The sequence below is a fragment of the Cytobacillus sp. IB215316 genome, from assembly GCF_033963865.1.
GTDB classification, from domain to species: Bacteria; Bacillota; Bacilli; order Bacillales; family SM2101; genus Nanhaiella; species Nanhaiella sioensis.
This window is the reverse complement of sequence record NZ_JAXBMC010000002.1, coordinates 289541-316510: the sequence shown is the minus strand read 5'-3', so window position 1 is coordinate 316510 and position 26970 is coordinate 289541. Positions and strand designations below refer to the sequence as shown.

General features: G+C 33.6%; 24 protein-coding genes. 20 read left to right on the top strand and 4 right to left on the bottom strand.

The window, feature by feature from the left end:
* Positions 1-730: 730 nt before the first annotated feature.
* The 6 genes from SLH48_RS05805 to SLH48_RS05780 all read left to right on the top strand — a co-directional run bounded on the left by SLH48_RS05805 (position 731) and on the right by SLH48_RS05780 (position 7563).
* A complete protein-coding gene (locus tag SLH48_RS05805) occupies positions 731-1267 on the top strand; it encodes a hypothetical protein (RefSeq protein WP_320257362.1) in 537 nt (178 codons plus the stop codon).
* Positions 1268-1758: 491 nt separating this feature from the next.
* Positions 1759-2148: a hypothetical protein gene (locus SLH48_RS05800; protein ID WP_320257361.1), complete on the top strand. Its 390-nt coding sequence runs from the start codon at positions 1759-1761 to the stop codon at positions 2146-2148.
* Positions 2149-2949: 801 nt separating this feature from the next.
* Positions 2950-3405, top strand: a complete 456-nt coding sequence (locus SLH48_RS05795; RefSeq protein ID WP_320257360.1) for a nucleoside deaminase — start codon at positions 2950-2952, stop codon at positions 3403-3405.
* A gap of 985 nt (positions 3406-4390) precedes the next feature.
* Complete coding sequence (locus SLH48_RS05790; protein ID WP_320257359.1) at positions 4391-5425, top strand: alpha/beta hydrolase; 1035 nt, start codon at positions 4391-4393, stop codon at positions 5423-5425.
* Positions 5426-6023: 598 nt separating this feature from the next.
* Entirely contained in the window at positions 6024-6848 is an 825-nt protein-coding gene (gene proC, locus SLH48_RS05785) for a pyrroline-5-carboxylate reductase (RefSeq protein WP_320257358.1), read from the top strand.
* Between the two features lie 313 nt (positions 6849-7161).
* Positions 7162-7563 (top strand): hypothetical protein, encoded by a 402-nt coding sequence (locus SLH48_RS05780; protein ID WP_320257357.1) that lies wholly within the window; start codon positions 7162-7164, stop codon positions 7561-7563.
* Positions 7564-7853: 290 nt separating this feature from the next.
* Here SLH48_RS05780 and SLH48_RS05775 read toward each other — a convergent pair whose 3' ends face one another.
* The gene (locus tag SLH48_RS05775; protein ID WP_320257356.1) at positions 7854-8285 is read right to left on the bottom strand and encodes a hypothetical protein; all 432 of its coding nucleotides are present in this window, start codon (positions 8283-8285) and stop codon (positions 7854-7856) included.
* A gap of 917 nt (positions 8286-9202) precedes the next feature.
* On the opposite strand from SLH48_RS05775, the gene SLH48_RS05770 reads away from it, so the two are divergent.
* From SLH48_RS05770 to SLH48_RS05745, 6 genes are all read left to right on the top strand, one after another.
* Positions 9203-10138: a metal ABC transporter solute-binding protein, Zn/Mn family gene (locus SLH48_RS05770; protein WP_320257355.1), complete on the top strand. Its 936-nt coding sequence runs from the start codon at positions 9203-9205 to the stop codon at positions 10136-10138.
* 20 nt (positions 10139-10158) lie between these two features.
* Entirely contained in the window at positions 10159-10905 is a 747-nt protein-coding gene (locus SLH48_RS05765; RefSeq protein ID WP_320257354.1) for a metal ABC transporter ATP-binding protein, read from the top strand.
* Between the two features lie 12 nt (positions 10906-10917).
* Positions 10918-12300: an iron chelate uptake ABC transporter family permease subunit gene (locus SLH48_RS05760; protein WP_320257353.1), complete on the top strand. Its 1383-nt coding sequence runs from the start codon at positions 10918-10920 to the stop codon at positions 12298-12300.
* The gene (locus tag SLH48_RS05755) at positions 12297-13181 is read left to right on the top strand and encodes a metal ABC transporter permease (RefSeq protein ID WP_320257352.1); all 885 of its coding nucleotides are present in this window, start codon (positions 12297-12299) and stop codon (positions 13179-13181) included. Before SLH48_RS05760 ends, SLH48_RS05755 begins: the two co-directional genes overlap by 4 nt.
* A 254-nt stretch (positions 13182-13435) precedes the next feature.
* The gene (locus SLH48_RS05750; protein WP_320257351.1) at positions 13436-13750 is read left to right on the top strand and encodes a hypothetical protein; all 315 of its coding nucleotides are present in this window, start codon (positions 13436-13438) and stop codon (positions 13748-13750) included.
* 107 nt (positions 13751-13857) lie between these two features.
* Complete coding sequence (locus SLH48_RS05745; RefSeq protein WP_320257350.1) at positions 13858-14088, top strand: hypothetical protein; 231 nt, start codon at positions 13858-13860, stop codon at positions 14086-14088.
* Between the two features lie 184 nt (positions 14089-14272).
* Here SLH48_RS05745 and SLH48_RS05740 read toward each other — a convergent pair whose 3' ends face one another.
* Positions 14273-15538, bottom strand: a complete 1266-nt coding sequence (locus tag SLH48_RS05740) for an S-layer homology domain-containing protein (RefSeq protein ID WP_320257349.1) — start codon at positions 15536-15538, stop codon at positions 14273-14275.
* A gap of 20 nt (positions 15539-15558) precedes the next feature.
* Complete coding sequence (locus tag SLH48_RS05735) at positions 15559-16146, bottom strand: TetR/AcrR family transcriptional regulator (RefSeq protein ID WP_320257348.1); 588 nt, start codon at positions 16144-16146, stop codon at positions 15559-15561.
* A 389-nt stretch (positions 16147-16535) separates the two neighbouring features.
* Here SLH48_RS05735 and SLH48_RS05730 point away from each other — a divergent pair, with 389 nt between their 5' ends.
* The 8 genes from SLH48_RS05730 (at position 16536) to bioC (ending at position 25809) form a co-directional block, all read left to right on the top strand.
* On the top strand, positions 16536-17501 hold the full coding sequence (locus SLH48_RS05730; RefSeq protein WP_320257347.1) for a nitronate monooxygenase: 966 nt from the start codon (positions 16536-16538) through the stop codon (positions 17499-17501).
* A gap of 824 nt (positions 17502-18325) precedes the next feature.
* On the top strand, positions 18326-18733 hold the full coding sequence (locus SLH48_RS05725; RefSeq protein ID WP_320257346.1) for a thiol-disulfide oxidoreductase DCC family protein: 408 nt from the start codon (positions 18326-18328) through the stop codon (positions 18731-18733).
* Between the two features lie 884 nt (positions 18734-19617).
* Positions 19618-20979, top strand: a complete 1362-nt coding sequence (gene bioA / locus SLH48_RS05720) for an adenosylmethionine--8-amino-7-oxononanoate transaminase (RefSeq protein ID WP_320257345.1) — start codon at positions 19618-19620, stop codon at positions 20977-20979.
* Positions 20972-21673: a dethiobiotin synthase gene (gene bioD, locus SLH48_RS05715; RefSeq protein ID WP_320257344.1), complete on the top strand. Its 702-nt coding sequence runs from the start codon at positions 20972-20974 to the stop codon at positions 21671-21673. Before bioA ends, bioD begins: the two co-directional genes overlap by 8 nt.
* Positions 21674-21955: 282 nt before the next feature.
* Positions 21956-22954, top strand: coding sequence for a biotin synthase BioB (gene bioB / locus SLH48_RS05710; protein ID WP_214482275.1), 999 nt, complete (start codon positions 21956-21958; stop codon positions 22952-22954).
* 71 nt (positions 22955-23025) lie between these two features.
* A complete protein-coding gene (gene bioF, locus SLH48_RS05705; RefSeq protein WP_320257343.1) occupies positions 23026-24231 on the top strand; it encodes an 8-amino-7-oxononanoate synthase in 1206 nt (401 codons plus the stop codon).
* Position 24232: 1 nt separating this feature from the next.
* A complete protein-coding gene (locus tag SLH48_RS05700) occupies positions 24233-24970 on the top strand; it encodes an alpha/beta hydrolase (RefSeq protein ID WP_320257342.1) in 738 nt (245 codons plus the stop codon).
* Positions 24967-25809: a malonyl-ACP O-methyltransferase BioC gene (bioC, locus tag SLH48_RS05695; protein WP_320257341.1), complete on the top strand. Its 843-nt coding sequence runs from the start codon at positions 24967-24969 to the stop codon at positions 25807-25809. The genes SLH48_RS05700 and bioC overlap by 4 nt, the downstream gene beginning before the upstream one ends.
* Before the next feature lie 83 nt (positions 25810-25892).
* Here the strand turns inward: bioC and SLH48_RS05690 are convergent, their stop codons facing one another.
* Complete coding sequence (locus SLH48_RS05690) at positions 25893-26150, bottom strand: DUF3006 domain-containing protein (protein ID WP_320257340.1); 258 nt, start codon at positions 26148-26150, stop codon at positions 25893-25895.
* Positions 26151-26970: the final 820 nt, after the last annotated feature.

The following is a 26970-nucleotide window of genomic DNA, read 5'->3' as shown; positions in this document are numbered from 1 at the left end:
AAAAATAAAATGAAAACGGTTAAAAAATCAGGAGAATTAATTTAATTGTAAAAATAGAATTATTAATTAAGCACAATAGAAAAAACGTGTAACAGTCGAATCAACAGGGAGAGATGACATAAAGTATCATAAAAAAGATTTTTTTAGTGTTAGCGGGATTTTTCTTTTTTCCATTACTTTTGTTAATAGAAAGATCATTAATAATTGAAATTGGAGACCTAAATGTCAACCGTCCAGAAATAGATACAAACAAAAAGTGAACATCCAGAAAAATATTAGCCCTCCCGTATGGTCACGAAAAGAGGAATGAACCAACCAGGGAGGGAAGAGTGATAATAAAGGGTGTACTTTATGTTATGTAAGTATTGAATTTAAACTTGTATTAATGTGATAGGTCAAAAAACACTTTTTAAGACTCAAGGATTACTGAGTCGATTAGTTCCAGTACTTCAGTAATGAAGAATTGGAACTTTTCTATTTTACATAATCAGGAATCTACTTTGCGGTATACTGAAGCGAAGCACCCTTTGCTCCTTTTAGGAGTATGAAAATTAGTAACCTCTGTTCAAAGAACCTGGAACAGAGGGGGTGTTGTGAAAAATATATCTAAAGAACTTGTTATATTTTTTATGACAATGTTTAAAGTTGTGACTAACTATAAACGCTAGTCCAAGCAAATATTAAAAAATATCATAAAAATAAATAGAATAATATATTGGAGGTGAAAAAGATGTATGGTGAGGACAAGGAATGTAAATGTAGGGTAGTTCCACCACCACCTCAAGGACCACAGGGACCTCCTGGAAAACCAGGACCTCCAGGACCTCCAGGACCTCCAGGACCACCTGGATCAACTAGTTTAATTACTACCGTTAAGCAGTGTGTAGGCTTCGAATTACCAACTGGAGCACCTATACCTTTTCCTTTTGATGTGGAAGTCAGGAATGTTATGGGAACCCCCATGTTTCAATTTTTCAACTTCTCAGTAATACAGTTAGATGGTGCAAATTATGGTTTTTTATCGGATAATGGTGCCCCTAGGCTTGCTACAAATGGTGTTATCATGAATTATAACAATCCAGGCGTATTCGCTGGAACAGCCTCCGTAAATGGTCCTGGTGGCGTAATTTTTATAGGAAACACAGGCAACAATTATCAGCTTTCATTTTCAACACAGGTAATGTTGCAATCAGGTCAATCAGTAGAATTTGTAATACGTCAAAACGGGATGGCAATTCCTGAATCAGAAATCCAAGTTACTATTTAGTAAGCTGAGAATTAAATCACACACATACGACTCATGTCTTTTCTTTAGGCGTGAGTTTTTTTCTTCTTTTGTATATTAATGAATATTAAATTCAAATCTAGTTTACATAATAGCAGCTAGAACCAATCAATTTATACAAACGTTGATATAACAGCACTCTTATAAAGCTGGAATTTATGGAATATGAATGGTTGTGTAAATTGTTAATATTTGATGATTCCTTTTATAAAAATTAAAATTATATCCTCGTTTTTTTGTATAAAAACGTTATTGTTAAATTGGGTGGAAGTAAACACAAGTTGTGTTGTGTGTAATAATTAAATGGTACTCAATACTATGGATGGTGTCTGTAAAAGACGTGTCCTTTCTTTTCAAAAAGTGTCGATCCAACTTAATAAGCTGAATTGTTACTGGAATTTGTATTATTTTAGTCTGCCAGTTGAAGAATCTGAGTATTATAGGAAGTATAATATTTGGAGGAGGCGAATTTTATGGACGGGGATATTTTCTACGTATTATCCATTATTGTTGCTATAATGTTTGCTTTTATTGCTGTTTTTCAAGTGTTACTTGCACTAGGCGTACCGTTAGGCGAATTTGCGATGGGTGGATTTTATAAAGTTTTACCTATAAAATTACGTATTATAAGTTTCATCAATGCTATCATTCTTTTGTTTATGGGAGTTGTTTTTTTACAGCATACTAACTTTTTAAATATCTTTAATTTTTTACCTACAAATATTTTAGTTTGGGTAATAACAGTTTATCTTGGCTTAAATACGATAAAAAATCTAATATCCAAGAGTAAAAAAGAAAGATATGTAATGACACCTTTATCAAGTATTGCATTTATATTATGTTTAATGGTTTCTTTGTCATAGGATAGGAGATTACTATATTTATATTTTGACAGTGTTGAAAAATATAATGACATTCAATTATCGTGCACAAGAATGTAATACTATCTTGGCTACTTTTAGACTAATAGCTTAAAAGAATTTATAAACAGAAATGACTGACAAACCTCATCTATATAGTGCTAAAATGAAAAAAAGTAAGCCTCTTTTTCATTTTAGTGATACATATGGGGACAAGAAGTAATACACTGTTTCCAATGAAGCATACTTATATTTAGGTATAGATAATAGCCCAATATTTAATGAGGATGAAAACTGGATAATGAAGAACCTTAAAGTTCTATGAGAAAGAATAAATTATTACGATATTTGGTTTTTTAGTAGAACGTTTGATTATGGTCTATTAGTTTGACGTTATGGAGGATATTTAGAGCACGACCCAAATACGAAAAATTTCTTTTACCGTAACTAAATGGATTGATAATTGAGTATTAGCAAAATGGAAGGAATGAACTAACATTCCGCTTTTTACGAAATGGCCCTTAATGAAGAGCTTTTTTTGTAAAGGACCTAGGATGTTAATAATGATATTTATGATGTATGGGTATTTAATAAAAGGTATCATAGTACACAAACCCTACATCAGGAAGTCATGTGAGTGAAATTTTTGACAAGATAAGAGCTTGAAGAACTATTTATTTCTAACCTTAGAGTGAACCCTTAGTTACTTTACATAATCTTTTAATAAATCTTAAGTAAAAATTGGAGTTGTTAACCATAATAGAAAATAAGTTGTTCTAATCATTTGGATGGAGGTTTAATAAATTGACGAAAAATGATGATTATTTTATGAAACAAGCACTGGATATCGCTTTTCAAGCTAGAACGGCAGGAAATGAACCTTTTGGAGCTATATTAGTAAAAGGTGATGAAGTAGTGATGATTGGGGAAAACAAAATTAATACTTTGTGTGATCCTACTCACCATGCTGAAATTGGACTTATTAGAAAATTTTGTTCTAAACATAATATTTTTGACCTAAGTCAATATAGTCTATATACCAGTTGTGAACCTTGCGTAATGTGCTCTGGAGCTATGGTTTGGTCGAATCTCGGAAAATTAGTATACAGTGTATCTCATGATCAATTAGCAAAAATAGCAGGTAGTAACATTATGATATCATGCAAAGAAGTATTTGATAAAAGTCCTCAAAAACCAGTAGTGGTAGAGAAAATATTAAATGAAGAGGGATTAAAAGTATTTGAAGGATATAAGTTTTAAATTAGAAATATCTAAGAAAGATACCAGAGTGACCTACCTTCAAAATATGGATTTGTTTTCTACACGATACATTATTGTTTGCGCACTGTATAACTATATTGTTACTAGATAGGTGGCAAATAACAATCTAATTGTTAGGGTCAGTTATTTTTTAAAAATTTGCTATCGCTATATCAATTCTATATAGATAATGCATTCTTGATAGAGTGGAAATAGTAATGTTCTTATTGTAACTTCCATAAAAATAATACATATTAATACGTCAACCAGAAATAACTAAACTTTTTCTTTAGAACGAAAAAAGTCCATTTTCTCATTTTTAATACTGAGAGATTGGGCTTTTTAATATTGTAATTTTATTAACGCTTTATAGCCACTTTTGTCTATCCTAGCCATAGTATGTAGCTGCATCATTGGATAACAAAGCAGAAGGGCAAAATATTCCCAAATTACATTGTGAAGTATGATAACTATTAATGCAGGGATATATGGAAGATTCTAGAATAGATAATTATTAACAATAATATAAAAGAGGTGAAAAGGTGGATAGCAAATTACTAAAGGCTGTTTTCGCATTGATTGTTGTTTTTCGTATTAAGAAATAGAACAGTACACAACTAGAGTTCGTGGCATTTTTTCTTCAGTACAACGATGACTAACAATATAATAACCACTTTTTTTTTATTTAATTGATAATAATAGCAACAAAGTTTACGAAAAGAGCCTTACTAAAAGAAAGGGTAGGAACGATTATTTCTTAAAAGGATTATGGTGATTTGAAACTTTATGATTCTGTTCGAAGAAAAAAATATTAGCCATCGAAAGAAGAGTGTAACAAGGCGACAATTACTTATTAGTATTTTTGCAACTGTACATAGGAGATTTTCTAACGGATAGTGATACAAATAGTGGTTCAGAAAAGTTATGAAATAAGAGGCATAATAAGCTATAAAATAGTTGCTTAGTTAAGGGAGATGTAATAAATTTGGAAATTAAATATAGGAATGCTACTAAAACATTTAGAAAGTTAAAATTAGTAGGTATAACTTTAATTACTATCATTCTACTTACATTGGTAGCAGGTTTTTTGTATGAATATACGAGTTACAAAAATGTTAAAAACAACTTTCCTCCAGATGGAGAAATGGTTGATGTAGGAGATAGACAAATACATGTGAATATTCAAGGGAAAAAAACGAATCTACCATCTATTGTGATTGAAGCAGGAGCTGGTTCATGGTCCTATGATTGGTCATACGTCCAGAAAGAGCTATCAAAGCATACTGAAGTAATTACTTATGACCGAGCAGGGCTTGGGTGGAGTGAGCCACATCCTAATGGATACAATATCGATACGACGATAGATGATTTAAGTGAAATTATTGAATATTCTAATATTGATACCCCAGTAATATTAGTGGGTCATTCACTTGGAGGGCTTTATTCTCGTCTCTTTGCAGATAAATATCCTGAAAAGGTTTCAGGCTTAATTCTTGTTGATGCACGAAATGAATATTTTACAGAAAAAGCTACAACATTTAATGATGTGTATTTTGAGTCACAAGATCAAACAGTGTATCGTATATTATCTCAATTTGGAATTATACGCCTATTTGGGGAGGCAATGCTTGGCGATGCAATTCCCGATTACCTTTCAGCAGAAAAGCAGGTCAATGTTCAATACGACTCTGATTTTTTCAAAATAACCGATGAAGAATTCAAACAATTAAGATCATTAGAGAAGCTATTGAAGGATACTCAACACCTAGATGATAAGCCCCTACTAATTATTACACCAAGTGATATAGATAGAGAAATGATATTAGGTACAATCGGATTAGGATTTTCAGAAGAAGAGGCGAATATTATTGATCAGCAATGGAAAGATGCTCAAAAACAACAAACCGATTTATCAAATATTAGTGAGCTTATTTTAGTTCCGAATAGCGGTCACAATATGATGTTTGACCAACCTGATGCAATTATTGAAGCTATTTTGAAAATGGCTGGTGAAATATAAACTATATAAAGGAGTGAGCTTAATTAAATACACAGATTTAATGTGATTTACTCCGTAACAGAGCTTTTTAATGGTTTTATAAAAGTAGCCGTTCCATATAGGAATGGCTTTTTCATTCCGTAAATTCTTTTGAATTGTTAATAAAAAGAAATATCATTGGTAGACTTTAAATTTTGATGGTCTGCTTTTTAGTTTAGACAGTTTTTATACAAAAAAATAAACACGTATACAACTTGGTTTCGGGGCATCTTTACTTTTATAAAACGATGACTGTTGAGTAAAACGACGTTTTTATCTATATAGCAACAAAGTTTACGAAAAGAACCTTAATTTATATAGAAATTTAAAACATTTATATGGCATATAGGTGATATAGAGCGTTTACAATATATGTTTGGTAGGATGTTGAAGGATTTGCTAGCAATTGTAAGAATCGCTCATATGAGTATTAATGATCGTATTCAATTCAATGAGGTTGCTAGTGAGGCGTGTAAATGGTGTTTTCTCAAACTTAAGTAGTTCTGTAGACTATTAACTGTATCTTTTGAAAGAGACCTAAAATAAACATTTTTAATAAAAACTGGAGTGGTAAGAGTAGATGTTACAAAACGAAAAGGTTGCATTTTTAGGCGCTGGTTCAATGGCGGAAGCTATGATATCAGGGCTGATTTATACAAAGAAGATTCCAAATAGCCATATCATTGTAAGTAATCAAAGTAATATGGAAAGACTACGCACACTTGAGGATAGATACGGGATTCGTGGAGATACAAAGGATGATATCAATTTTTCTGAAATAGATTTTTTTGTTTTAGCTATGAAGCCAAAAGATGCGGAATCAGCTCTAACATTTTTAAAGAATAAAATAAAGCCGAATCAAGTTATTTTATCAGTAATGGCAGGTATCACAACTGCTTTTATAGAGGAACGATTAAATGAAGGACAGCAAGTAATAAGAGTAATGCCAAATACTTCTAGTATGGTAAGAGAATCGGCAACAGGGGTGTCTACTGGATCTAATGTTGAAATGGACAAAGTAATGATAGTAAAGCAAATATTAGAGTGCTTTGGTGAAGTTTACTTTATTGAGGAAGAGAAAATGGATCTATTTACTGGAATTGCCGGCAGTGGTCCAGCTTATTTTTACTATTTAATAGAACAAATTGAACGAGCAGCAGTTGACGGGGGTATAGAAGAAGAAACAGCACGAAAAATTAGTGTTCAAACAATGCTAGGTGCTTCCAAAATGATTATGGAACGAGACGAATCTCCAACAAAATTAAGAGAAAATGTAACATCTCCAAATGGAACAACACAAGCTGGGTTAGATGCGTTACAAAAATTTGGCGGGGGCAAGGCAATTAAGCAAGCAGTCAAAACAGCTGCAAAACGATCAAAGGAAATTAATAAAGAGTATTTATAAATGTAGGAGCAGTTCATCTTTTCATAAACATGGTTCGCAAATTAGAAAAAAGTGATACTGAGGAATTTAAAAAGAAATGGGATGAATTATCCGACTCAGAAAAACGAGGATAAATTAGAGTATTAAGGGGTCTTATTATACCTTGTAATCGCGTAATTGTATTGTGGATTATTGTGACTCTTATTAAGTAAACATATTAAAAACTGTGTTCAATGATAAAACATGAAAAAAGTATTGACGCATCATACACCCAGTCAAGTTATGAATATAGACATAAGATATCATATTAATCTGTGAATTTGGAGGTTAAATGATGAGTCAATATAAGAAAGTTAGTTCTTGTTGTGGAAGTTCGATTCAAAAAGAAAATAAGTGTGATTGTCCGTGTCAGTTAATCGTGGAAGATGCTGTTATAATGTACATGCTGCAACAAGGCCAAACAGCTCAAATTTACGATGGTAGGGCAGTAGACCTTCATGGTGAAGTCTGTTTCAATTTGGTCGGCAATGTAGTACAAGGAGGAGAATTAGACGTAAATTTTACTACAAACGGTATAGTACAAACCGTAACGCTAGATACAGTTAGTTTTAACAAACTTTTTTCCTTTGAAAACGTAACGAAAGTAGAAGCGACATGTAAAGTGCAAGGGCCAGATGATATGTGTATGGGGGAATTGATTATTGATGGGATGACAGTTCCTTGTAAAACACATTAACTTACAATTTTATTCAACACAATGATTATTGAGTAGAGTAGTTCCCGTTTTTCAGAAATGAATAATTGGAACTACGTTTTACTTTTTATAGATTGGTTGCTTTAAAAATTGGGAAAACTGTAACAAATTAAGAGGAGAAAATGGACCTTCCCGTGGTAAAGGAAAGTAGTTATGAATTAAACGAGTAGAACAAGTGCTTATTCATTGTGTCAAAAATCGAGCCATTTTACAGTTGAGATCTTAAGGAGTGCTTAAAAAAGACCTCAAATATAAATAATGATACGAAAATGTTATTTTGTATCTTTTATTAATGAGAAAAATCTGATTACTTCATCTACTCCCCAAAAACATATAGAAGTGACTAACGAGGGGAATAAAAACACTTCATACTTTCGCCAGAATTGGATGAAATCCCATATTAACATTTCTGTCTCAAATATTAGCCCAACGATAAATACAAATCCGAAACCAAAGACCACGTGGATAACAAGAGCCCAAAATATTCGTTTGTTATTTGTAAATTGTTTAGTTAATTTTTCTGACAAAAATGATACAGGAAGCCCATAAATTAATATTACAGGAATTGCAATTAAACTAATCCAAAGCGCTAATGGAAAAAAAGCTATCAGTTCTTCTCCATCTGTGAATACATACCAAAAAGCGATAAGTGAAATAGATAACAATGAAGCAAAAATCAATGTTAAAATTTTTCTTTTTAACATATCAACACACTCCTTGATATTGTTTTACCAAATTATACAAAATAGAGAACTTACATAAAAATAACAATCTTATAGCAAAGAGTCTTAAAGAAAACAATTAACTATTTCCGAATATTTTGAGTAAAAGGTTACTACTAATTGAGTACCCCAAAAACACAAGTTGAGTTCTGTTTACTAATTAAATGCTATTTAACAAACAAGCGCTATTTTCTGATTAACATAATTTTAACAACTTTATGATGCTATTTCTATAATCTTGATTATTCCTATAATGAAACAACTATTGATCTCACCCTTAAATTAGGACGAGGTTAAACGGATTTGAGGACTAGAAATAAAACGACTATATTACAACGATTATTGCTATTGTTACCAAATATCAGTGTTAGAAATTGTATTTAAATCTTCGTTTTGCATTGTACATAAGAGAAAAATGCCCTCATTTAGTTTTGTACGCTAAGTACCTATTTGGGAACAACAATCGAATACGAAAACGGTTATTAGAAACAACAAGGTTAAATTAGTAATAATAATAAATTAATGAGAGATGTAGAATTATAGACATGAAATTTATTAAAATTGTTTTTTCTAGTACATATAGCCATTAACTTGCTATAATCATACGATACAGATATGAAGACCTAGCATTATCCTTGATACAGATGAATATATGTTGTTCATTGATTAATAATGAATTTCATTATTGACAAATGGGCATATCTTTTGATAAAGTTTCCTTAGGGAAAAACAATTGTCTTTGACTATTTAATTGGCGGTAATGAAAAATGTATTTTAAACTTCCTATATTATTGGCATAGTATACAAAAGTAGCTAAAGAACATTATTTTTTTGTTCAAAAGTTGCACTAGTCCAATAAAATAGCGTTAATCAAAAACAGATAAAGCGGAGGGTTTAATATGAAGAAAAAACTAATGTTATTGCTTACTAGTTTGTTAACTTTTATCATCTTAGCTACTGGATGTAGTGATGATACATCACAAACTAATAAATCAGATAGCCTTATTACGGTTACGACGACAATCGGTCAAATCGCAGATATTGTTGAAAATGTAGGCGGTGAGTATGTGGAAGTAACACCACTTATGGGGCCTGGGATAGATCCCCATTTATTTCAAGCTTCTCAAGGGGATATTAAGAAATTAAGTGAAGCAGATATTATTTTTTATAACGGACTACATTTAGAAGGAAAAATGAACGAAATATTTGAAAAAATGAGAGCTGAAAAGCCTACGTATGCTGTAAGTGAGACAGTTCCAGAAGATATGCTGTTAGCAAAACCTGGAGATACAAAAGCTATAGACCCGCATGTTTGGTTTGATACTGACCTTTGGGCATATTCTGTAAAAGCCGTTAGTGAGGGGTTAGCTCAATTGGACCCTGAGCATGCTGATATTTATCATGCCAATGCTGAAAAGTATATTGACACTTTAAAAGAAATAAGGGCATACGCTGAAGAACAGCTCGCTCAAATACCTGAAGAAAGTCGTGTTCTCGTTACAGCTCATGATGCATTTGGCTATTTTGGCGATGCATATGGTATTGAGGTAATGGGTTTACAAGGGTTAAGTACTGATTCAGAGTATGGGCTAAAAGATGTTCAAAATTTAGTAGATTTATTAGTTGATAGAAAAATTAAAGCAGTATTTATTGAGAGTAGTATTTCTGAAAAATCAATTAATGCTGTCGTTGAAGGTGCAAAAGAACAAGAACATGAAGTAATAATTGGGGGATCATTGTATTCAGATGCAATGGGGGAACAAGGAACTGAAGAAGGTACGTATGAAGGAATGTATATGCATAATATTGATACGATTGTTTCAGCGTTGAAATAATGTGTAAAGGAGTATAAATGATGAATCCAGTACAAGTAGAAAATGTCACAGTTGCATATCATCGCAAGCCCGTATTACAAGAAGTGAGCTTCACTGTTCCAGAGGGAAAGCTTATAGGTGTAATCGGTCCTAATGGAGCTGGGAAGTCGACGTTGATTAAAGCAATACTGGGGTTAATTCCTAAGGCAAGTGGAGATGTTCAAATTTATAAAAAGTCGTATAAAGCTCAACGAAAGCTTGTAGGGTACGTACCACAAAGAGGCTCTGTTGATTGGGATTTCCCAACAAATGCATTAGATGTAGTTTTAATGGGGAGATACGGTCACGTTGGATGGTTTCGCAGGCCGCATAAGAAGGATGTAGAGTTTGCTCTTTCTTGTCTAGATAAAGTTGGGATGAAGGAATTTGCTAATAGACAAATTAGTCAGTTATCAGGTGGACAACAGCAACGTGTGTTTCTTGCAAGAGCTTTGGCACAAGATGCAACAGTCTATTTTATGGATGAACCTTTTGTTGGAGTCGACGCAGCTACTGAAAAAGCAATCATTGCTTTATTGACAGAATTAAAATCACAAGGAAAAACAGTGCTCGTTGTACATCATGATTTACAAACAGTAAAGGAATATTTTGATTGGGTGCTGCTTTTAAACATGAGGAAAATCGCAATTGGTCCTACAGAAGAAGTGTTTACTATTGATAATTTACAAAAAACATATGGTGGACGATTGGCATTTCTTGAACACGGAAATGCATTAGTTGAACAATAGGAGTGAAATATTATGTGGGCTACACTCATTAGCACGTTATCAGATGCAAATACTCAATGGGTGTTAATAGGAACCGTTTTATTAGGGATAGCTAGCGGTGTGTTAGGGAGCTTTGCATTACTTCGAAAGCAGAGCTTACTAGGGGATGCGATGGCACATGCTGCTTTACCTGGGATATGTATAGCTTTTTTACTTTACGGTTCAAAGTCAATTGTGTTATTTCTAATTGGTGCAGCAATTTCAGGCTTAATAGCAACTTATTTTATACAGTCTATTATATCCTTTTCGAGAATTAAGGAAGATACGGCGATTGGCTTAATTCTATCTGTGTTTTTTGGTTTTGGAATTGTCTTATTAACATTTATTGCACAAAACAGTTCAGGGAATCAAAGCGGTTTAGACGACTTTATCTTTGGGCAGGCTGCATCGCTTATAGGTACGGATGTAAAAGTTATATCTGGTGTAGCTATAACGATGCTCGTTATTACATTACTATTGTTTAAAGAATTTAAGCTTCTAACATTTGACCCTCAGTTTGCAAAGGGGATTGGATTACCAACAGGTATTTTAAATGCATTACTCATGGTACTAATAGTTGGGGCAGTTGTCATTGGTTTACAAGCAGTTGGAGTTGTCCTCATGGCAGCTATGCTTATTACACCTGCCATAGCTGCGCGTTATTGGACAGAGAGGCTTGATTACATGGTCATTATTTCTGGAGCAATAGGTGCAGTTTCAGGTATATTAGGTACTTTAATTAGTACGACAACAACAGGTATGCCTACAGGTCCGTTAATTATCGTCGCGGCAACTATCATCTTTCTTGTTTCAATGATTTTTGCACCAAATCGCGGCTTATTAATGAAAGGAATTCGTTTGCTAAAGCTTAGAAAATTCGTAGCGAAGGAAAATATATTACTATCTTTATATGATTTTGCTGAAGAAATGATTAATTCTGACAATAGGCATTATCTCCGTGCAATTGAAGAAAGAGAGATTAACAAAAAACGACCTCTATCGAGTCGACAGTTAAACAAAGTATTATTACAATTTTCAAAAGAAGGTATTGTGAAAAAAGAACCTAATCTTACATGGCGTTTAACCGAAAAAGGTTTATATGAAGCTTATAATGTAGTATTGAAACATAGATTAATGGAAATTTATTTAATGCACGAGATGAAATTTGCAGCATTACATGTAAAGCATGATAATCATTCATCAATATTAGATTTACCGAAAAATGTAGTTGACGAGTTGAAGCAATTATTAATTCAATACGGAAGGCAACCAAAGCTAGTGCCTAGTTCGGAAGGCAGCTTACACACTGTTTTTAGCCCTACATCAACAGAAACGCATCGACAAAAGGTAAAAGGACATGGAGGGGCAAGCTCATGAGTTATGCAGCTTGGATAATAATTACAGGTTCACTTGTAGGTATTACTTGTGGCATGATCGGATGTTTTTTAATATTGCGTAAAATGGCTATGCTTGCAGATGCAATTAGTCACACAGTTTTATTAGGGATTGTTGGAGCTTATTTAATAAGCAATAGCTTAGACGGAATAAATATGCTAATAGGGGCTGTTATAGTAGGCTTACTTACTGCTTTTTTTGTTCAGCTTCTTGATTCAAGTGGAGTACAATCAGATGCAGCAATTGGTGTTGTTTTTACTTCGCTGTTTGCAGTCGGCGTCATTCTACTCTCATTATACGCTGATAATGTGCATCTAGATGTTGATCATGCATTGATGGGTGAGATCACATTTATACCATGGGATACAATTGAAATCGCGGGTTACAATTTAGGTCCAAAGGCAGTATGGATGTTAGGTTCTGTATTTGTCATAAACCTCATTTTGATTATTTTATTTTATAAGGAAATAAAAATAGCTTCCTTCGATCCAGAAATGGCGTTAGCATTAGGAATTCCAGTTATGTTTATACACTATTTACTTATGGGGATGGTATCGATTTCAACTGTTGCATCCTTTGATAGTGTAGGGGCGATTCTTGTTGTTGCGATGCTCATCGTCCCTGGAGCAACAGCCTATTTATTAACAGAAAGGCTTAGTATCATGCTCGTCATAAGTGCTCTAATTGGTGTACTAGCTGCTGTGCTTGGCTACTATGCAGCCGTCTTATGGAATGTATCAATCGCTGGAGCAATGGCAACTTCTGCTGGGATTATCTTTGCTATTACATTTTTCTTATCACCCAAGCATGGGGTACTGTCCAGGTGGTTAGCGAGAAGAAAAGTTACCATTAAGGATTTTTGATAAAAGTGTCTCAAGCTTTCACTTTGCTAAGTGTAGGGTATGAGGCGCTTTTTTTATAGAAAAGTATTGGTGAATTTTCTGCGAAGAACGTTACACGTGTTTTATAATAGGATGAAAATACCTGTATATATTTTGCTTATACTACATTAAAGCATAAAATTGATGTGAAATAAATAGCCATAATAATAAGCATGGAATAGTACATTTAATAAAATGAATAACTTGATGTTAATTTCTTAAGAGGTGATAGGCGTGTGAATGCTCGAAAAATCTTTGGAATATTACTAATTCTATCTTTAATGGCTGTAACTTCATGTTCAAAGAAAACAACAATTGAGGAAAATATTGACTATGTCGCATATATTTCGAAAAAAGAAGATTCAGATTCATCTCATCAGAAAATCTTGATGGAGCTAAATCTAGGTTGGTTACTTGAGTTTGAACTTGAACTTCCGGATGCAGATCAAAGCTGGGTTAATATTTGGCTTGAAGGATATGAGGATGGAGAAAAGATAAAAGCTAAAAGCTTCTCCGTTAATACAGTTATCCTATGGGAGGGATCCACGTAATACTTCTACAGGCTCAATGGGGTTTGGTATGATTGAATCCGCAGATCAAGATTTGTTCTTTCTATATTCTCCAGCGACAATGCAGAGACCACAAGCCCTTGAAGTAAATGATTCATATTTTTCTACAGGTGCTAGTCAATTCTATTAATGCTTTTTTAGAAGATACGATTCGATTACAATCGGGCGAAACAAGAGTATTAGCATTCTTCCGGCATAATGATGAAACCATTTTACGTCCCTATGACTACTATACTCAGGCTGGAATTGACGAAATGATCCAAGAAGAGACTTTTGTCATGGTATTAAAAATTAAAGTAGAGAAAGGCATAGATAAGTAAGAGGCTGTGTCCGATCGGACCTCTAAAAAATAAAGCATCCAATGAAAAATGTTATCTTTTTCATTAAATGCTTTTTCTGTGCAAACTGCTGTTTTCAGGAGGTTGTTGCTAATGTAACATTCCTTCACAAATTTATGACCGAAATGTAGTTTGGACCTTTACAAGTTCATGTTTAATCATTTTCTTACTTAAATCTTTCGTCAAGTATTCTAGCAAAAAACACTGAAAACTGTGCTCTATTGACTACACTTTCTGGTTTAAATGTGCCATCACTATATAAGTTAGTGACTTGATTAGCAGCTAATGTATTGATATAGAGGTAATTTGGCTCTGCCTTATCAACATCAACAATGTCCCCGTTAAAAGTGCCTTGTAAATCATAAGCATTTACTAGAGCAAAGGCCATATCACTTCGTTTCAGTGGATCGAAAGCATTGAATTTCTCTCCCTTAGGGAAGATCCCTTCATCAACAACTGCTGCGATTTCTTTGTAATAAATATGATCAGCTGTTATATCTTCAAACCCTGGATTAGGACGGTTATCCAAGTCAAGATTCAGAGCTCTTACGAACATAAGTGCTGCCTGTCCACGTCTAACCTCATCATCAGGACCAAAGTTGCCATTTTGATAGCCTTTAATAATATTAAAATCTGATAAAAATTGAACTTCCTTTACTGCCCAATGATTTAAAGCTAAGTCCTTAAAATCACTTGTTGTTACCTCAAGGTCATAATATCCTTCTGGAGAAGATCCCCACACATCAATAACATATGTTCCTTCGCTTAATTCAGCTTCAAAAAAGCCGCCTTCAGGTGTAGCTAAAGTATAATTGATAATATTGTTTTCTTCGTCTAGTAATTTAAAAGTTAAAGAATCATACAAGGTTGCATTAGCGTAAGTTCCTTTTATACCAACTCGTTCCTTTTGAGTGAGTTGAAATGTGAAGTAGTCATTCTCGTCTGCATAATGAAAACCTTGATAGGTTGTATTTAATGCAATTGGTGTTGCGCTTGCTATTTCATTTGTCCCTAAAGAGTTTTTGAAATATTTGTCTATCTCAAAATTAATTTGTAAAGTAAATGATTCGGCATTTGTAGCTGGATTTTGTTTTGTAGAAACTGCTAAATAATATGAGCCCTTAGGTAATCCTAAAATCCACGTTGAGGGTGCAGAGTTTGATAGTATTTCTTCTTTATTCTGATCTAGGATTGTATATGTATCTAATATTTCTGTCTCAGTTAGTAGTTCCAGTATGAATTTTCCATGTTGTTCAATTGAAAATGAATAATAGTATACTGACCCATCTAATTCATGAATCGTTTCAATTTCACTATTTAAGTTTATGATTTTCGCATTTTCAATTTTATCAATTTGAGCAAATACACTATCATTCCAAATGAAAGTGGAAATCAAAACGAAAATGAGAGCCATTAGTATCGATTTGTTCATTGCCCGACTCCTTCATATTTTTATTTACTTCTATAACCGGTTAATAGCAATGAAGACATCATTTCTGCTATTTCTTCTTTTGAAAGGTGACCGTTAGCATCGTACCATTGATAAGCCCAATTACATGATCCGAAAATCGTTTGAACTGCGATAGACGGTGGGATATCTACGAAATCACCTGATGCTACAGCATTTTTATATAGTTCAGTAGCATGTTTATAATACAAACGTATATGCTGTAATGAGTTATTAATTAAATCATTTGATAAATTCTTTTTTTCATCAAAAAACAAACCAATGTCCATTTTGTTTTCCAAGATTAATAAAATATGTTGTTTCACGAGCAGATGAAATTTTTCATGATCCTTTATATCTTCTCTTGCTAAGGTGATTTTTGCAAAATCAGTAATTTTCCAAGTAACCTTATCAATAATTGAAAAAATAATTTCATCTTTACTTTTAAAATAATGATAAATGGCTGGTCGAGTCACATTGAGAGCATCAGCTACTTCTTTTAAACTAGTGGTTTTATATCCATTTCGAAAGAATAATTCTTTTGCTACATCTATAATTTTTTCAGGAGTTACGTCTTTTGATCCTCTTTTCAAATTTCTCATCCTTCTTTATAATTTCTCTTCTCAGGTGTTTCGTGAAGAACTGTAAAATTTAATAACTTTAAAAGGGCAATTTACGAAGTATGCAAGCTTATCCACAACCCATTTGCCCAAAATCTATTGAAAAATACTTTTATTCCTATTGTACATGAGATTACTAAAAATGGGACAGAAATTTTCATGGCATTTGTCCAATTTAGCACAATTACGACCTAATTACCATTCGAATATCTCACTGGTCTAATTTTAATTGTAGTGAATAAAAACATTATAGATTCTTTAATATGAAGAACTAATAATTGCACAATAATAATAATTATGTTAATCTTCTGAATAATAACAAATTTACTTACAAGTAAGTAAATGATAAAGGAGTGATTAAAATGAAATTACCTAACGAAATTAGCTCAAAACTAAAACTACCAGTAATTGGTGCGCCTATGTTTTTAGTTTCTGGACCTGAGTTAGTTTTAGCACAGTGTAAAGCAGGAATAATTGGATCATTTCCAGCACCTAATGCTCGTACAATTGACATATTAGATAAATGGATGGCTACCATTACGATGGAGTTAAGTGACTATAAGACTGCAAATCCTAATAAAAAAGTTGCGCCTTGGGCAGCGAACTTAGTTGTTCATTCGACATACGAACGCTTGCATCAAGAATTACAATTAATAAAAACATATAAACCACAAATAGTTATAACGGCGCTTGGTAATCCAGCTGCAGTTATTGAAGCTGTTCATTCATATGGAGGTAAAGTTTTTGCAGATGTTAACTCTATAAAACATGCTAAGAAAGCAGCTTCTCTTAATGTGGATGGACTTGTACTTGTAAGCTCTGGTGCTGGAGGACATACTGGCGCAATATCTGGATTCGCTTTTGTTCAAGCGGTTCGTGAATTTTTTGATGGTATTTTAGTACTAGCAGGATCAATTTCTAATGGGCGGGCAATTTTAGCATCACAGGTTCTTGGAGCTGATCTGGCTTATATGGGGACAAGGTTTATTTCCGCTAACGAAAGCATGGCGACAGAAGATTATAAGGGCATGTTAGTCTCCTCTTCATGTGAGGATATAATTTGTACGGACGCATTTACAGGTATCCCTGCAAATATGCTAGCACCTAGTATTAAATTAGCAGGTCTCGATCCAGATAAACTAGCAGCAAAAGCAAGTGTTGACTTTAATAATCCACAATCTGATAAAAAAGCATGGAAGGATATTTGGTCGTCAGGTCATGGTGTAGGGTCAATTAAAGCTGTTGAATCAGTAGATACGATTGTAAACAATATGTATAAAGAATATGTCGATGCCCAAAACATCATTTCTGAATTAAGTAAACGATAGCGAAAGATACTATTACTGAGAAGGTTTTAAGTACAGAAGAATATTGACAAAGTATATAAATAAAAAGGGGCATCCAAGTCGTTAATAATCGACTTAAGGAATACCCTTTTTTACGTTTTATGAGTATATATATTATAGGTGTTATTAATTTCGTATATAAATCGAATGATAATACATTATGTTTAAGCATTATCTAAGTAAAATAACAATGATAATTACAACAACAATAGTAACGATCAAGCTTACCGTATTCTTCGTCACAATTTTTCCCTCCATATTTAAATAAATCATCCACAATCATCAGTCTAAGTTGTAGAAGTATTATTTAGTGTATGGACATATATTACATTTAATGTATAAAGTATGTATTGTAGATATTCATCCTTTTTTCGATAGGAGTTATTTTAAGGTGGTTTTCGTATTGATTGTTGCTTTTGTTCTAACGTATTAGCACGTATACAACTAGCGTTCGTGACATCAGGTCTCTCTTAAAATTATGGAGCTCTATTAATACTCATCATAATGCCCATTTTGAAAATACCAATAAAGTTTACGAAAAGTACTTAAAAAAAATTAAACAATTATCTGTAAAAAATGCCATTATGAGCTAGTTCTCTTATTGCTTATTTCAATACGAAGTACATAACAACCATAGTGAAAACAATCTGTTAAATGAATTGATTCAAGAAGGATGAGATTCTTGGAATTAAGCATTAAATTTTATTTGCTGATAGAACTTACCATTTGAGAAAGATCCCGTTATCTAATCAGAAGAATAATAAGTTCAACATAATAAACAACTAGGTGGAGAGTGATGATGAATAATGAATAATGACAACACCACTCCGATTATTATTTTTGATGGGGTTTGCAATTTATGTAACGGAGCTGTCCAGTTTTTACTAAAGAGAGATAAGAGGGATGCATTGCGTTTTACTGCTATGCAATCAGAAGCTGCAAAGGAATTGTTAGTCACATATCAAATTCCAACCAATGTTGATAGCTTCGTTTTTATAGATGGGAATAACTTTTATGTAAAATCAACTGCAGCACTTCAAGTGTCTAAATATTTGCCGGGTTTATGGAAGGTGTTCTATCTGTGTAGGATCATACCTGTACCAATTCGTGATTATGTTTACGATTGGGTAGCAAAAAACCGCTATAAATGGTTTGGGCGTAGAACAGAATGTATGTTACCTACACCAGAAATCAAAAAGAAATTCCTTAACTAATTTGATGAACAAATAAAAAGACCTCCCCAGAAAAATATGAAAAAAATTTAGGAAGGTCTTAAAATGAAAGGAGATGTTATATTATATGCCAAATATTTTTGTTAGTATGTATCTCTGTCCTAGGGTGTTTATATCAATTTCATGAAGTATGTCAAATAATTTATGAAACGGTTTGATTTAATTAACCGTCATACAATGCATGTTTTTTAAAAAAATGAGGATGAAATTATTACATTTATTTCAAGAATTCCCTGCCTAAAATATGATGAAAAATTGGCTAATTTTTTCGTTATGGAAAAGAAAACGTCTGAGAAAATCAGTTGCGACCATTTCAACACCAATCCACAAGGGGGAGGTGCGATTCTTCCTTTTCTACTAGTAGCTGTGTAAACGTGTTAAAGCACATTTATATCCAATAGATGGTCATTTTTGGATGATTATGTCTTTTTCCCCCTTATTCTTTTAGATAAAGCCATAAAACTGGCTACGATACTATTATAAATGGTACTTTATACATTTATTACCATACCCTTACCACTCTCTTCTTTTAGCTACTAGCAATCATTTTTTTGAACAATTACTGCTTATGCTATTTTTAGAAATTATTTAAACTTTGAATTGTATCATACTAAAAATGTTCTACTAAACCACAACTATTAACATGAGCCTCAAAGCAATAGAACATATCAGCTGGTCAATGTTAATTTACTATCTAATAACGTTTTAGGAAGGGTTCAGTTTAAATAATCGTAGGATATAAACGTATGTTGTCTTCCATATAATTGTAAGTAATCTTGACAGATTTATTGCGACATGGTTAGATTAAAATAGCTATATGTTAACTTGATTTTAATTTTAGTTAACAAAAGGGGTGGGTTTTTTTAATGAATGATCATGAGCAATTAATTGAAAAAAGCAAAAAGCATTTGTGGCTACCTTTTACACAAATGAAAGACTATGAAAGGGATCCTCTCATTATTGAAAGTGGAGAGGGGGTTAAGTTAAAAGATACTGAAGGAAAGGTCTATTATGATGGTTTTTCTTCTGTATGGTTAAATGTTCATGGACATAGAAAAAAAGAGCTAGATGATGCCATTCGTGCGCAGCTAGACAAAATAGCACATTCAACCTTACTAGGAATGACAAATGTACCAGCGACGGAGCTTGCTGAACAGCTCGTCAACCTAACACCTCCAGGACTTGATAGAGTTTTTTATTCAGATAGTGGTGCAACATCAGTTGAAATTGCTCTAAAAATGGCCTTCCAATATTGGAGAAACATTGGTAAAACATCAAAGCAAAAGTTTATTACAATGAACAACGGATATCATGGTGATACTGTTGGTGCTGTAAGTGTAGGCGACATAGATATATTTCATAAAGTGTATAAACCATTAATGTTTGACAGCTATAAAACACCGTATCCATACATATATCGTCATCCATCTGCTAATGCTGATGTTTGTCGTGACGAATGCTTACACAAGCTGCAATTACTACTTGAAGAGCGTCATAACGAAATTGCTGCTTTAATAGTAGAACCAATGATGCAAGGTGCTGGAGGCATGATTAACATGCCAAAGGGATTCTTAGCAGGAGTCGAAAAACTTTGTAAGTTATATGATGTACTCCTCATTACTGATGAAGTTGCCACTGGCTTCGGTAGGACTGGAGAGATGTTTGCTTGTAATCATGAAGGGGTCGTGCCAGACATTATGACAGCTGGTAAAGGGCTGACAGGGGGGTATCTTCCTATAGCAATTACGATGACAAGCGAGAAAATTTATGAGGCTTTCTATGATGATTATACGAAAATGAAAGCATTCTTTCATGGTCATTCTTATACAGGAAATCAATTAGGATGTGCTGTAGCTTTAGCGAACCTCAAGTTATTTGAGCGTGAAAATATAGTTGACAATGTTAAAAAGAAATCTGCAGATGTCCATCAAATGTTTGAAGAATTTTATGAGTTAAACCATGTTGGGGATATTAGGCAAGTGGGCTTGATGACAGGAATTGAACTTGTAAAAGACAAACAAACGAAAGAGCCATTTCAGTGGGAAAAGCGTATCGGCTACAACGTAACATTGAAAATGAGGGAGCTAGGAATGATTACGAGACCACTAGGAGATGTCGTCGTATTTATGCCACCATTGGCGAGCACTAATGATGATCTTCAAGCGATGATGTCAATTATGAAAGAAGCAATTTATATCATTACTGAGGGGTCTCAATTTAATGAGTAGCGGTATTTTTGTAACGGGAACAGATACAGAAATAGGAAAAACTTTTGTTACGGGTGCTTTAGCAGCTGTATTAAAAGATAAAGGTCAAGACGTCGGTGTGTTTAAGCCAATGCTTAGTGGAATGAGTCGTGATGATCCACAAAGTGACGCAGCAATTTTAAAGCAGATGTCACTTGATGGCAATTCATTAGAAGAAATTAATCCCTATCAATTCGAAGAGCCACTTGCACCGTATGTTGCGGCAAAGAGAGAAGGAAGACATGTATCGATCGATGATGTAATTGCAGCATGGCATAGCGTAAAAAAAACACATAGTACTTTTTTAATTGAAGGTGCTGGTGGTTTGGCAGTTCCTCTTGGCAAAAACTATTTAGTGTCTGATGTTGCAAAAGAGATTGGTCTGCCCTTATTAATCGTCGCACGACCCAACCTAGGTACTGTCAACCATACGTTGCTAACAATAGAATTTGCCAAAAGGTCTGGGCTACATGTTTTAGGTATTATTATTAATGGTTTGAAAGAAGATGAATACGGCATTGCTGAAGAAACGAACCCAGCTTTAATTGAAGAGTTTACTGATGTTCCTGTACTAGGAGTTATACCTTGGATGGAGGGGGCCACTCGAAAACAAGTTGTGGACATGGTAAATGAAAAAATAAAGGTTGCTAGTTTATTAAATGCAATAAATTCGTAATTAGTTAAAATAATCAAGCCAGAAGTAAATTCATTCAATTGTTACGTTTGAAGAAAAGGTTACAAACATTCGACGTACGCGTAAATTACTTAATAAAAAAAGGCTGTTCATTGTTTTTTATACTAAGAAATCAACACGCATAAATCAAGCGTTTGTGGCATTTTTCTCATTTGTATAAATTTAATAGTCAATATCCTAATTTAGTCTCAAAAGCAATACATTTATGAAGTCTATAAAAATGTTAATTACCATAAAAGATAAGGGTAAATAGGAGGACATTATATGGAAAATCTAGTTCATGTTACACAATGGGATAAGTTAGCAGAAAAATCGTTAGCAGGGGAATTAATTACGAGAGACGAGGCACTGAGTGTACTATCGGCTCCAGATGAAGAACTATTACCTATTTTACAGTCAGCATACAAAGTTAGAAAGCACTTTTACGGTAATAAAGTGAAGTTAAATATGATTATTAATGCTAAAAGTGGGTTATGTCCAGAAGATTGTGGTTATTGCTCTCAATCTATTGTTTCTAATGCACCAGTTGAAAAATATACACTTCTTGATAAGGATACGCTTGTAAGTGGAGCTCGTGAAGCTATGGCACGAAAAGCAGGAACATATTGTATTGTTGCGAGCGGACGTGGTGCAACAGATAAAGAAGTAGAACAAGTAGTTGCTGCGGTAAAGGAAATTAAGGAAGATATGCCACTAAAGATATGTGCCTGCTTAGGTATTGTTTCTAATGATAAAGTGGACCAATTAAAGGAAGCGGGAGTAGACCGTTACAACCATAATTTGAATACTAGTGCTGGGCATCATGAAAAAATAACAACAACTCATACATATGATGATCGAGTTGAGACCGTGGAAAATGTCAAAAGAGCCGGCATTTCACCATGTTCTGGATGTATTATTGGTATGGGAGAATCACATAACGATTTATATGACATAGCTGTAGAGCTTCGTAATATTGATGCTGATTCAATACCAGTTAATTTCTTAAATGCTATTGAAGGAACGCCGCTTGAAAAAATGGATGAACTAAATCCACGCTTTTGTTTAAAAGTTCTTGCCTTGTTCCGTTTGATAAATCCATCTAAAGAAATAAGAATGTCAGGTGGAAGAGAAATTAATTTACGTTCTCTTCAAGTAATGGGATTGTATGCAGCGAATTCAATCTTTGTAGGTGATTATCTAACGACAGAAGGGCAGTCAGCGACAATTGATCATCAAATGATCGAAGATCTAGGCTTTGAAATTGAGGAAGGTTCCTTTTAGTAGCAATATAGAATATTAGAAAAGAAGAGGCGAGCTCAGGTATTCAGAGTAAGCCTCTTTACGTATATGGTGTGGGAGGTAGAATAACGATCGAACACGTAAGTAGATGGGAAAAAGACATTACAGATGAATTATTAGCATTAGATAACGAATCAGCGAGAAGGTCTCTCGTAATGACAGAAAATGCTGATCAAGCATGGTTAACGATAGAAGGGCAAAGAATGTTAAACCTTGCCTCAAATAACTATCTAGGACTAGCTGGAGACGAACGTTTGAAACATGCTATGATTGAAGCTATTCAACATTATTGTGTAGGCTCTACATCGTCACGATTATTAGTTGGTAGTCATCCCCTTTACGATAAGGCTGAAAAAGAACTCATAAAATGGAAACACACAGAAGCGGGAATAATTGTTAATAGTGGATATGTAGCAAATATCGGGGTTATTTCAGCCTTGACCGGGCGAGATGATGTAGTGTTTAGTGATAAATTAAACCATGCAAGTATAGTAGATGGAATTGTTTTAAGTCGAGCAAAGCATAGACGTTATCGACATAAAGACTTAAATCACTTAGAGGCTTTATTACAAAGGGAACCAATAGAGAAAAGAAAATTAATAGTTACAGATACGGTGTTTAGTATGGATGGGGATATTGCTGACCTCAAAGGACTTGTTGAATTAAAAGAACGCTATAATGCATTGTTAATGGTTGATGAAGCTCATGCAACGGGTGTTTATGGGGAAAATGGCACAGGTTATGCGGAAATGGAGCACCTACAAAGTAAGGTGGACATCCAAATGGGGACCTTTAGCAAGGCACTCGGTTCTTATGGTGCATATGTTGTTGGTGATATGTGGTTAATAGACTATTTAATCAACCGAATGCGTAGTTTGATTTATACAACAGCATTACCACCTGCTGTGCTAGGCTCGATAATTAAGTCAATTGAAATTGCTCAACAAGCAGGTCAGAAGCGACAGTCGTTACACGACCTAGCTTATCATTTTCGTAGTGAATTATTAAGAAATGGATTTAATATTTGTAGTAGTGAAACACAGATTGTGCCGATACTTGTTGGGGAAAATGACCGGTCAATACATTTTGCTAGATTACTTCAACAAGAAGGTATCGCTGCAATCCCGGTTAGACCCCCTACAGTTCCTGAGAAGGAGTCGAGAGTCCGTTTTACTATTACTTCAGCTCAAGCACGCGAAGATATTAATTGGGCTTTGGATAGGATAATTTATGTTGGGAAAAGTCTAGGGGTGATTTAATATGTCAAAAAAACATCTTGTTTTGTTACCAGGTTGGGGGATGGAAAAGGAAGTATTTTTACCATTGACCCATCTTTTAGAACCATTGTTCCATTTTAATTTTATAGACTGGCAAGACATCATCTCTGGAACAAACCTGGAAGAAAGAGTGGGATCTTTATTAAATGATAAAACTAAAGAGGTTTATCTCCTAGGATGGTCAATGGGCTCAATAGCTGCAATAAATATTGCTACTAAACATAAAAATATTGATGGTTTAATTTTAGTAGGAGGAACGAGTCGTTTTACGATTATGGACAATTATCTCTCGGGGTGGAATCCACGAATTGTAGAACGTATGAAGAGGCAACTGAGAAGAGATAAAGGCAGAACATTACAGGCATTTTATCACTCAATGTTTTCTGTACATGAGCATGAAATGGGAGAATATGATAAATTTTTACGATTGTGTATAGCGGGTGCTCTTGATAACGACTTAAATACTCTCATAAAAGGGTTAGATTACCTCATTGAACAAGATGTTCGGGAACAATTAGCAAGCATTGATGTCCCGAGTTTATTAATTCATGGGGTGGAAGATAATATATGCCCAGTCGAAGCTTCCAAGTATATTCACACGAAGATAACAAACTCAATTCTACACATTCTTCATCATTCTGGCCATATACCATTTTTTACCGAGAAAGAAACTTGTGCAAATTTAATTAAGGAATTTATAGAAGAAAGGGAAAGACGATGATTGATAAGAAGCTATTAAAAAAGCGCTTTAGTCAACGAGCAGAAACCTATGATAATTACGCAATCGTACAGAAAAAGATGGCGCAAAAATTAATGAATAAGCTTTCATCATTTACATACGGGGATAGGTTAAATATTTTAGAAATTGGTTGCGGAACTGGCTATTTAACAAATTTAATATATACCAATTTTCCTCATGCAAAAATTACAGCTGTAGATCTAGCTCCAGGTATGATTGACATAGCGAAAAAGCGATTGAATGGCAAAGCCGTCACATTTCTATGCGCAGATATCGAAGACATAGAAATGCTAGAAGGTTACGATATAATTATTTCGAATGCGACCTTCCAATGGTTAAATAATTTGCCTCTTATGTTAACAAAGCTGAGAAAAGCATTAAATAAAGGAGGAGTAATCTCATTTTCCACCTTTGGAAATCTTACTTTCAGAGAACTTCATTCAAGCTACGATAGGGCAAAACAGGTATTAAATCTTCAAATGGAAACTGCACCAGGGCAATCATTTTTCACGATGTTAGAGCTATCAAACCTCAGTAAGGGAGCGTTTAATAATAGTCATGAAATACCTAGTGAAAATTTTCGGGTCGAAGAAGACCTTGAAATAGAATATTTTCAGACAGTGCATGAATTTTTTACTGCAATAAAGAAAATAGGAGCCAATAATAGCAATTCTGGAAAATCCTGTCAGAAACCATCGTTTTTTAAAGAAGTAATTAAACAATATGATAATAATTATCGAGATGAGCATGGAGTAAGAGCTACGTATCAATGTTTATTTGTAACATATAAAAAATTTGAAGGTAATTTGGAGATAGGTTAAAAGATGGAAGAAAAATGTATTGGATGTTTCCATATATTTCTTGAAGCTAGCATGAAATATTAACGATGCTAGCTTGTTTTAATTCAACCTCTTAACTTCTGTAGTAATGCTTCTACACTCTTTCGTGCACTTTCTGTCTCTTCGAGAAATAATTTAATTTGTACATGATCTTGGTTATCAAGAGATAATTCCAACAAACTTCCTTCCACTGCATCAACTGGTAACATTGTACACGGTAAATTTATTTCTTTAGATGTATCTTCCCTATATAATAGGACAGCTATCGCACCTTCGATTCGATCAATCGTATAATTTCCACAAGGTTTGTCATTAAAAAGCATACATAACATCTCCATTCGTTAAGAGTAAAATAATGAGGCTCTTTTCGTATACTTTGTTACTATTTATTAAAATACGTTGGATAAGGGCTATAGTTTTTGTTTAGGTATTCGAAATACAAACTTCATGAGAAAACAGCGAAAGGAAATAGAACATATAAATTTGATGCTTTATCAAAGGCTCTTTTAGCATTTTTGTTGTTATTAACATAAAAATTCCACAAAAAAACATCGTTTTATACAATTGTCACCGTATATCATAATTCTTTAAAATTTGTACTCAATTCTTGAACTCTAATAGTTCATCATAATTGTGCATCTTTTTAATTGTAATACGACGTAATGGCATTACATTCTGGTGTTTGGCTACAGAGACGCTTACTTCACTGGGAAATATTTATTCACAAATTCATTCAAGGAACACGATCATTCATGCAGCATAAATAAAGAGATAGATCGCTTTCACATGAAGGTATCCTTGAATTTACTTTATTTTGTAATTTTCTTAAAATTTATCATTCTATCGGTTGAGAGTCAACACTACAATTTCCTCATTTTATGAATAAATAGCAAAGATTGCTCATAAATCCTTAGGTTTTTATAACTATTTTAAATATTTCTACTTTTCTAATAATTTAAACTATTTATAATCATTAACCTTTTAATATATAAACTCTTACTAAGGGGAAGGCACTTACATTATGAATATAACTGGGATCTTTCATTCTTCTTTATAAAATGGTAATTGAGTCCAATTAATATGAGAACAGTGAATTGTATTTATACATTTACTGTATAGGATGGTTAACATCAGGCATAAGTT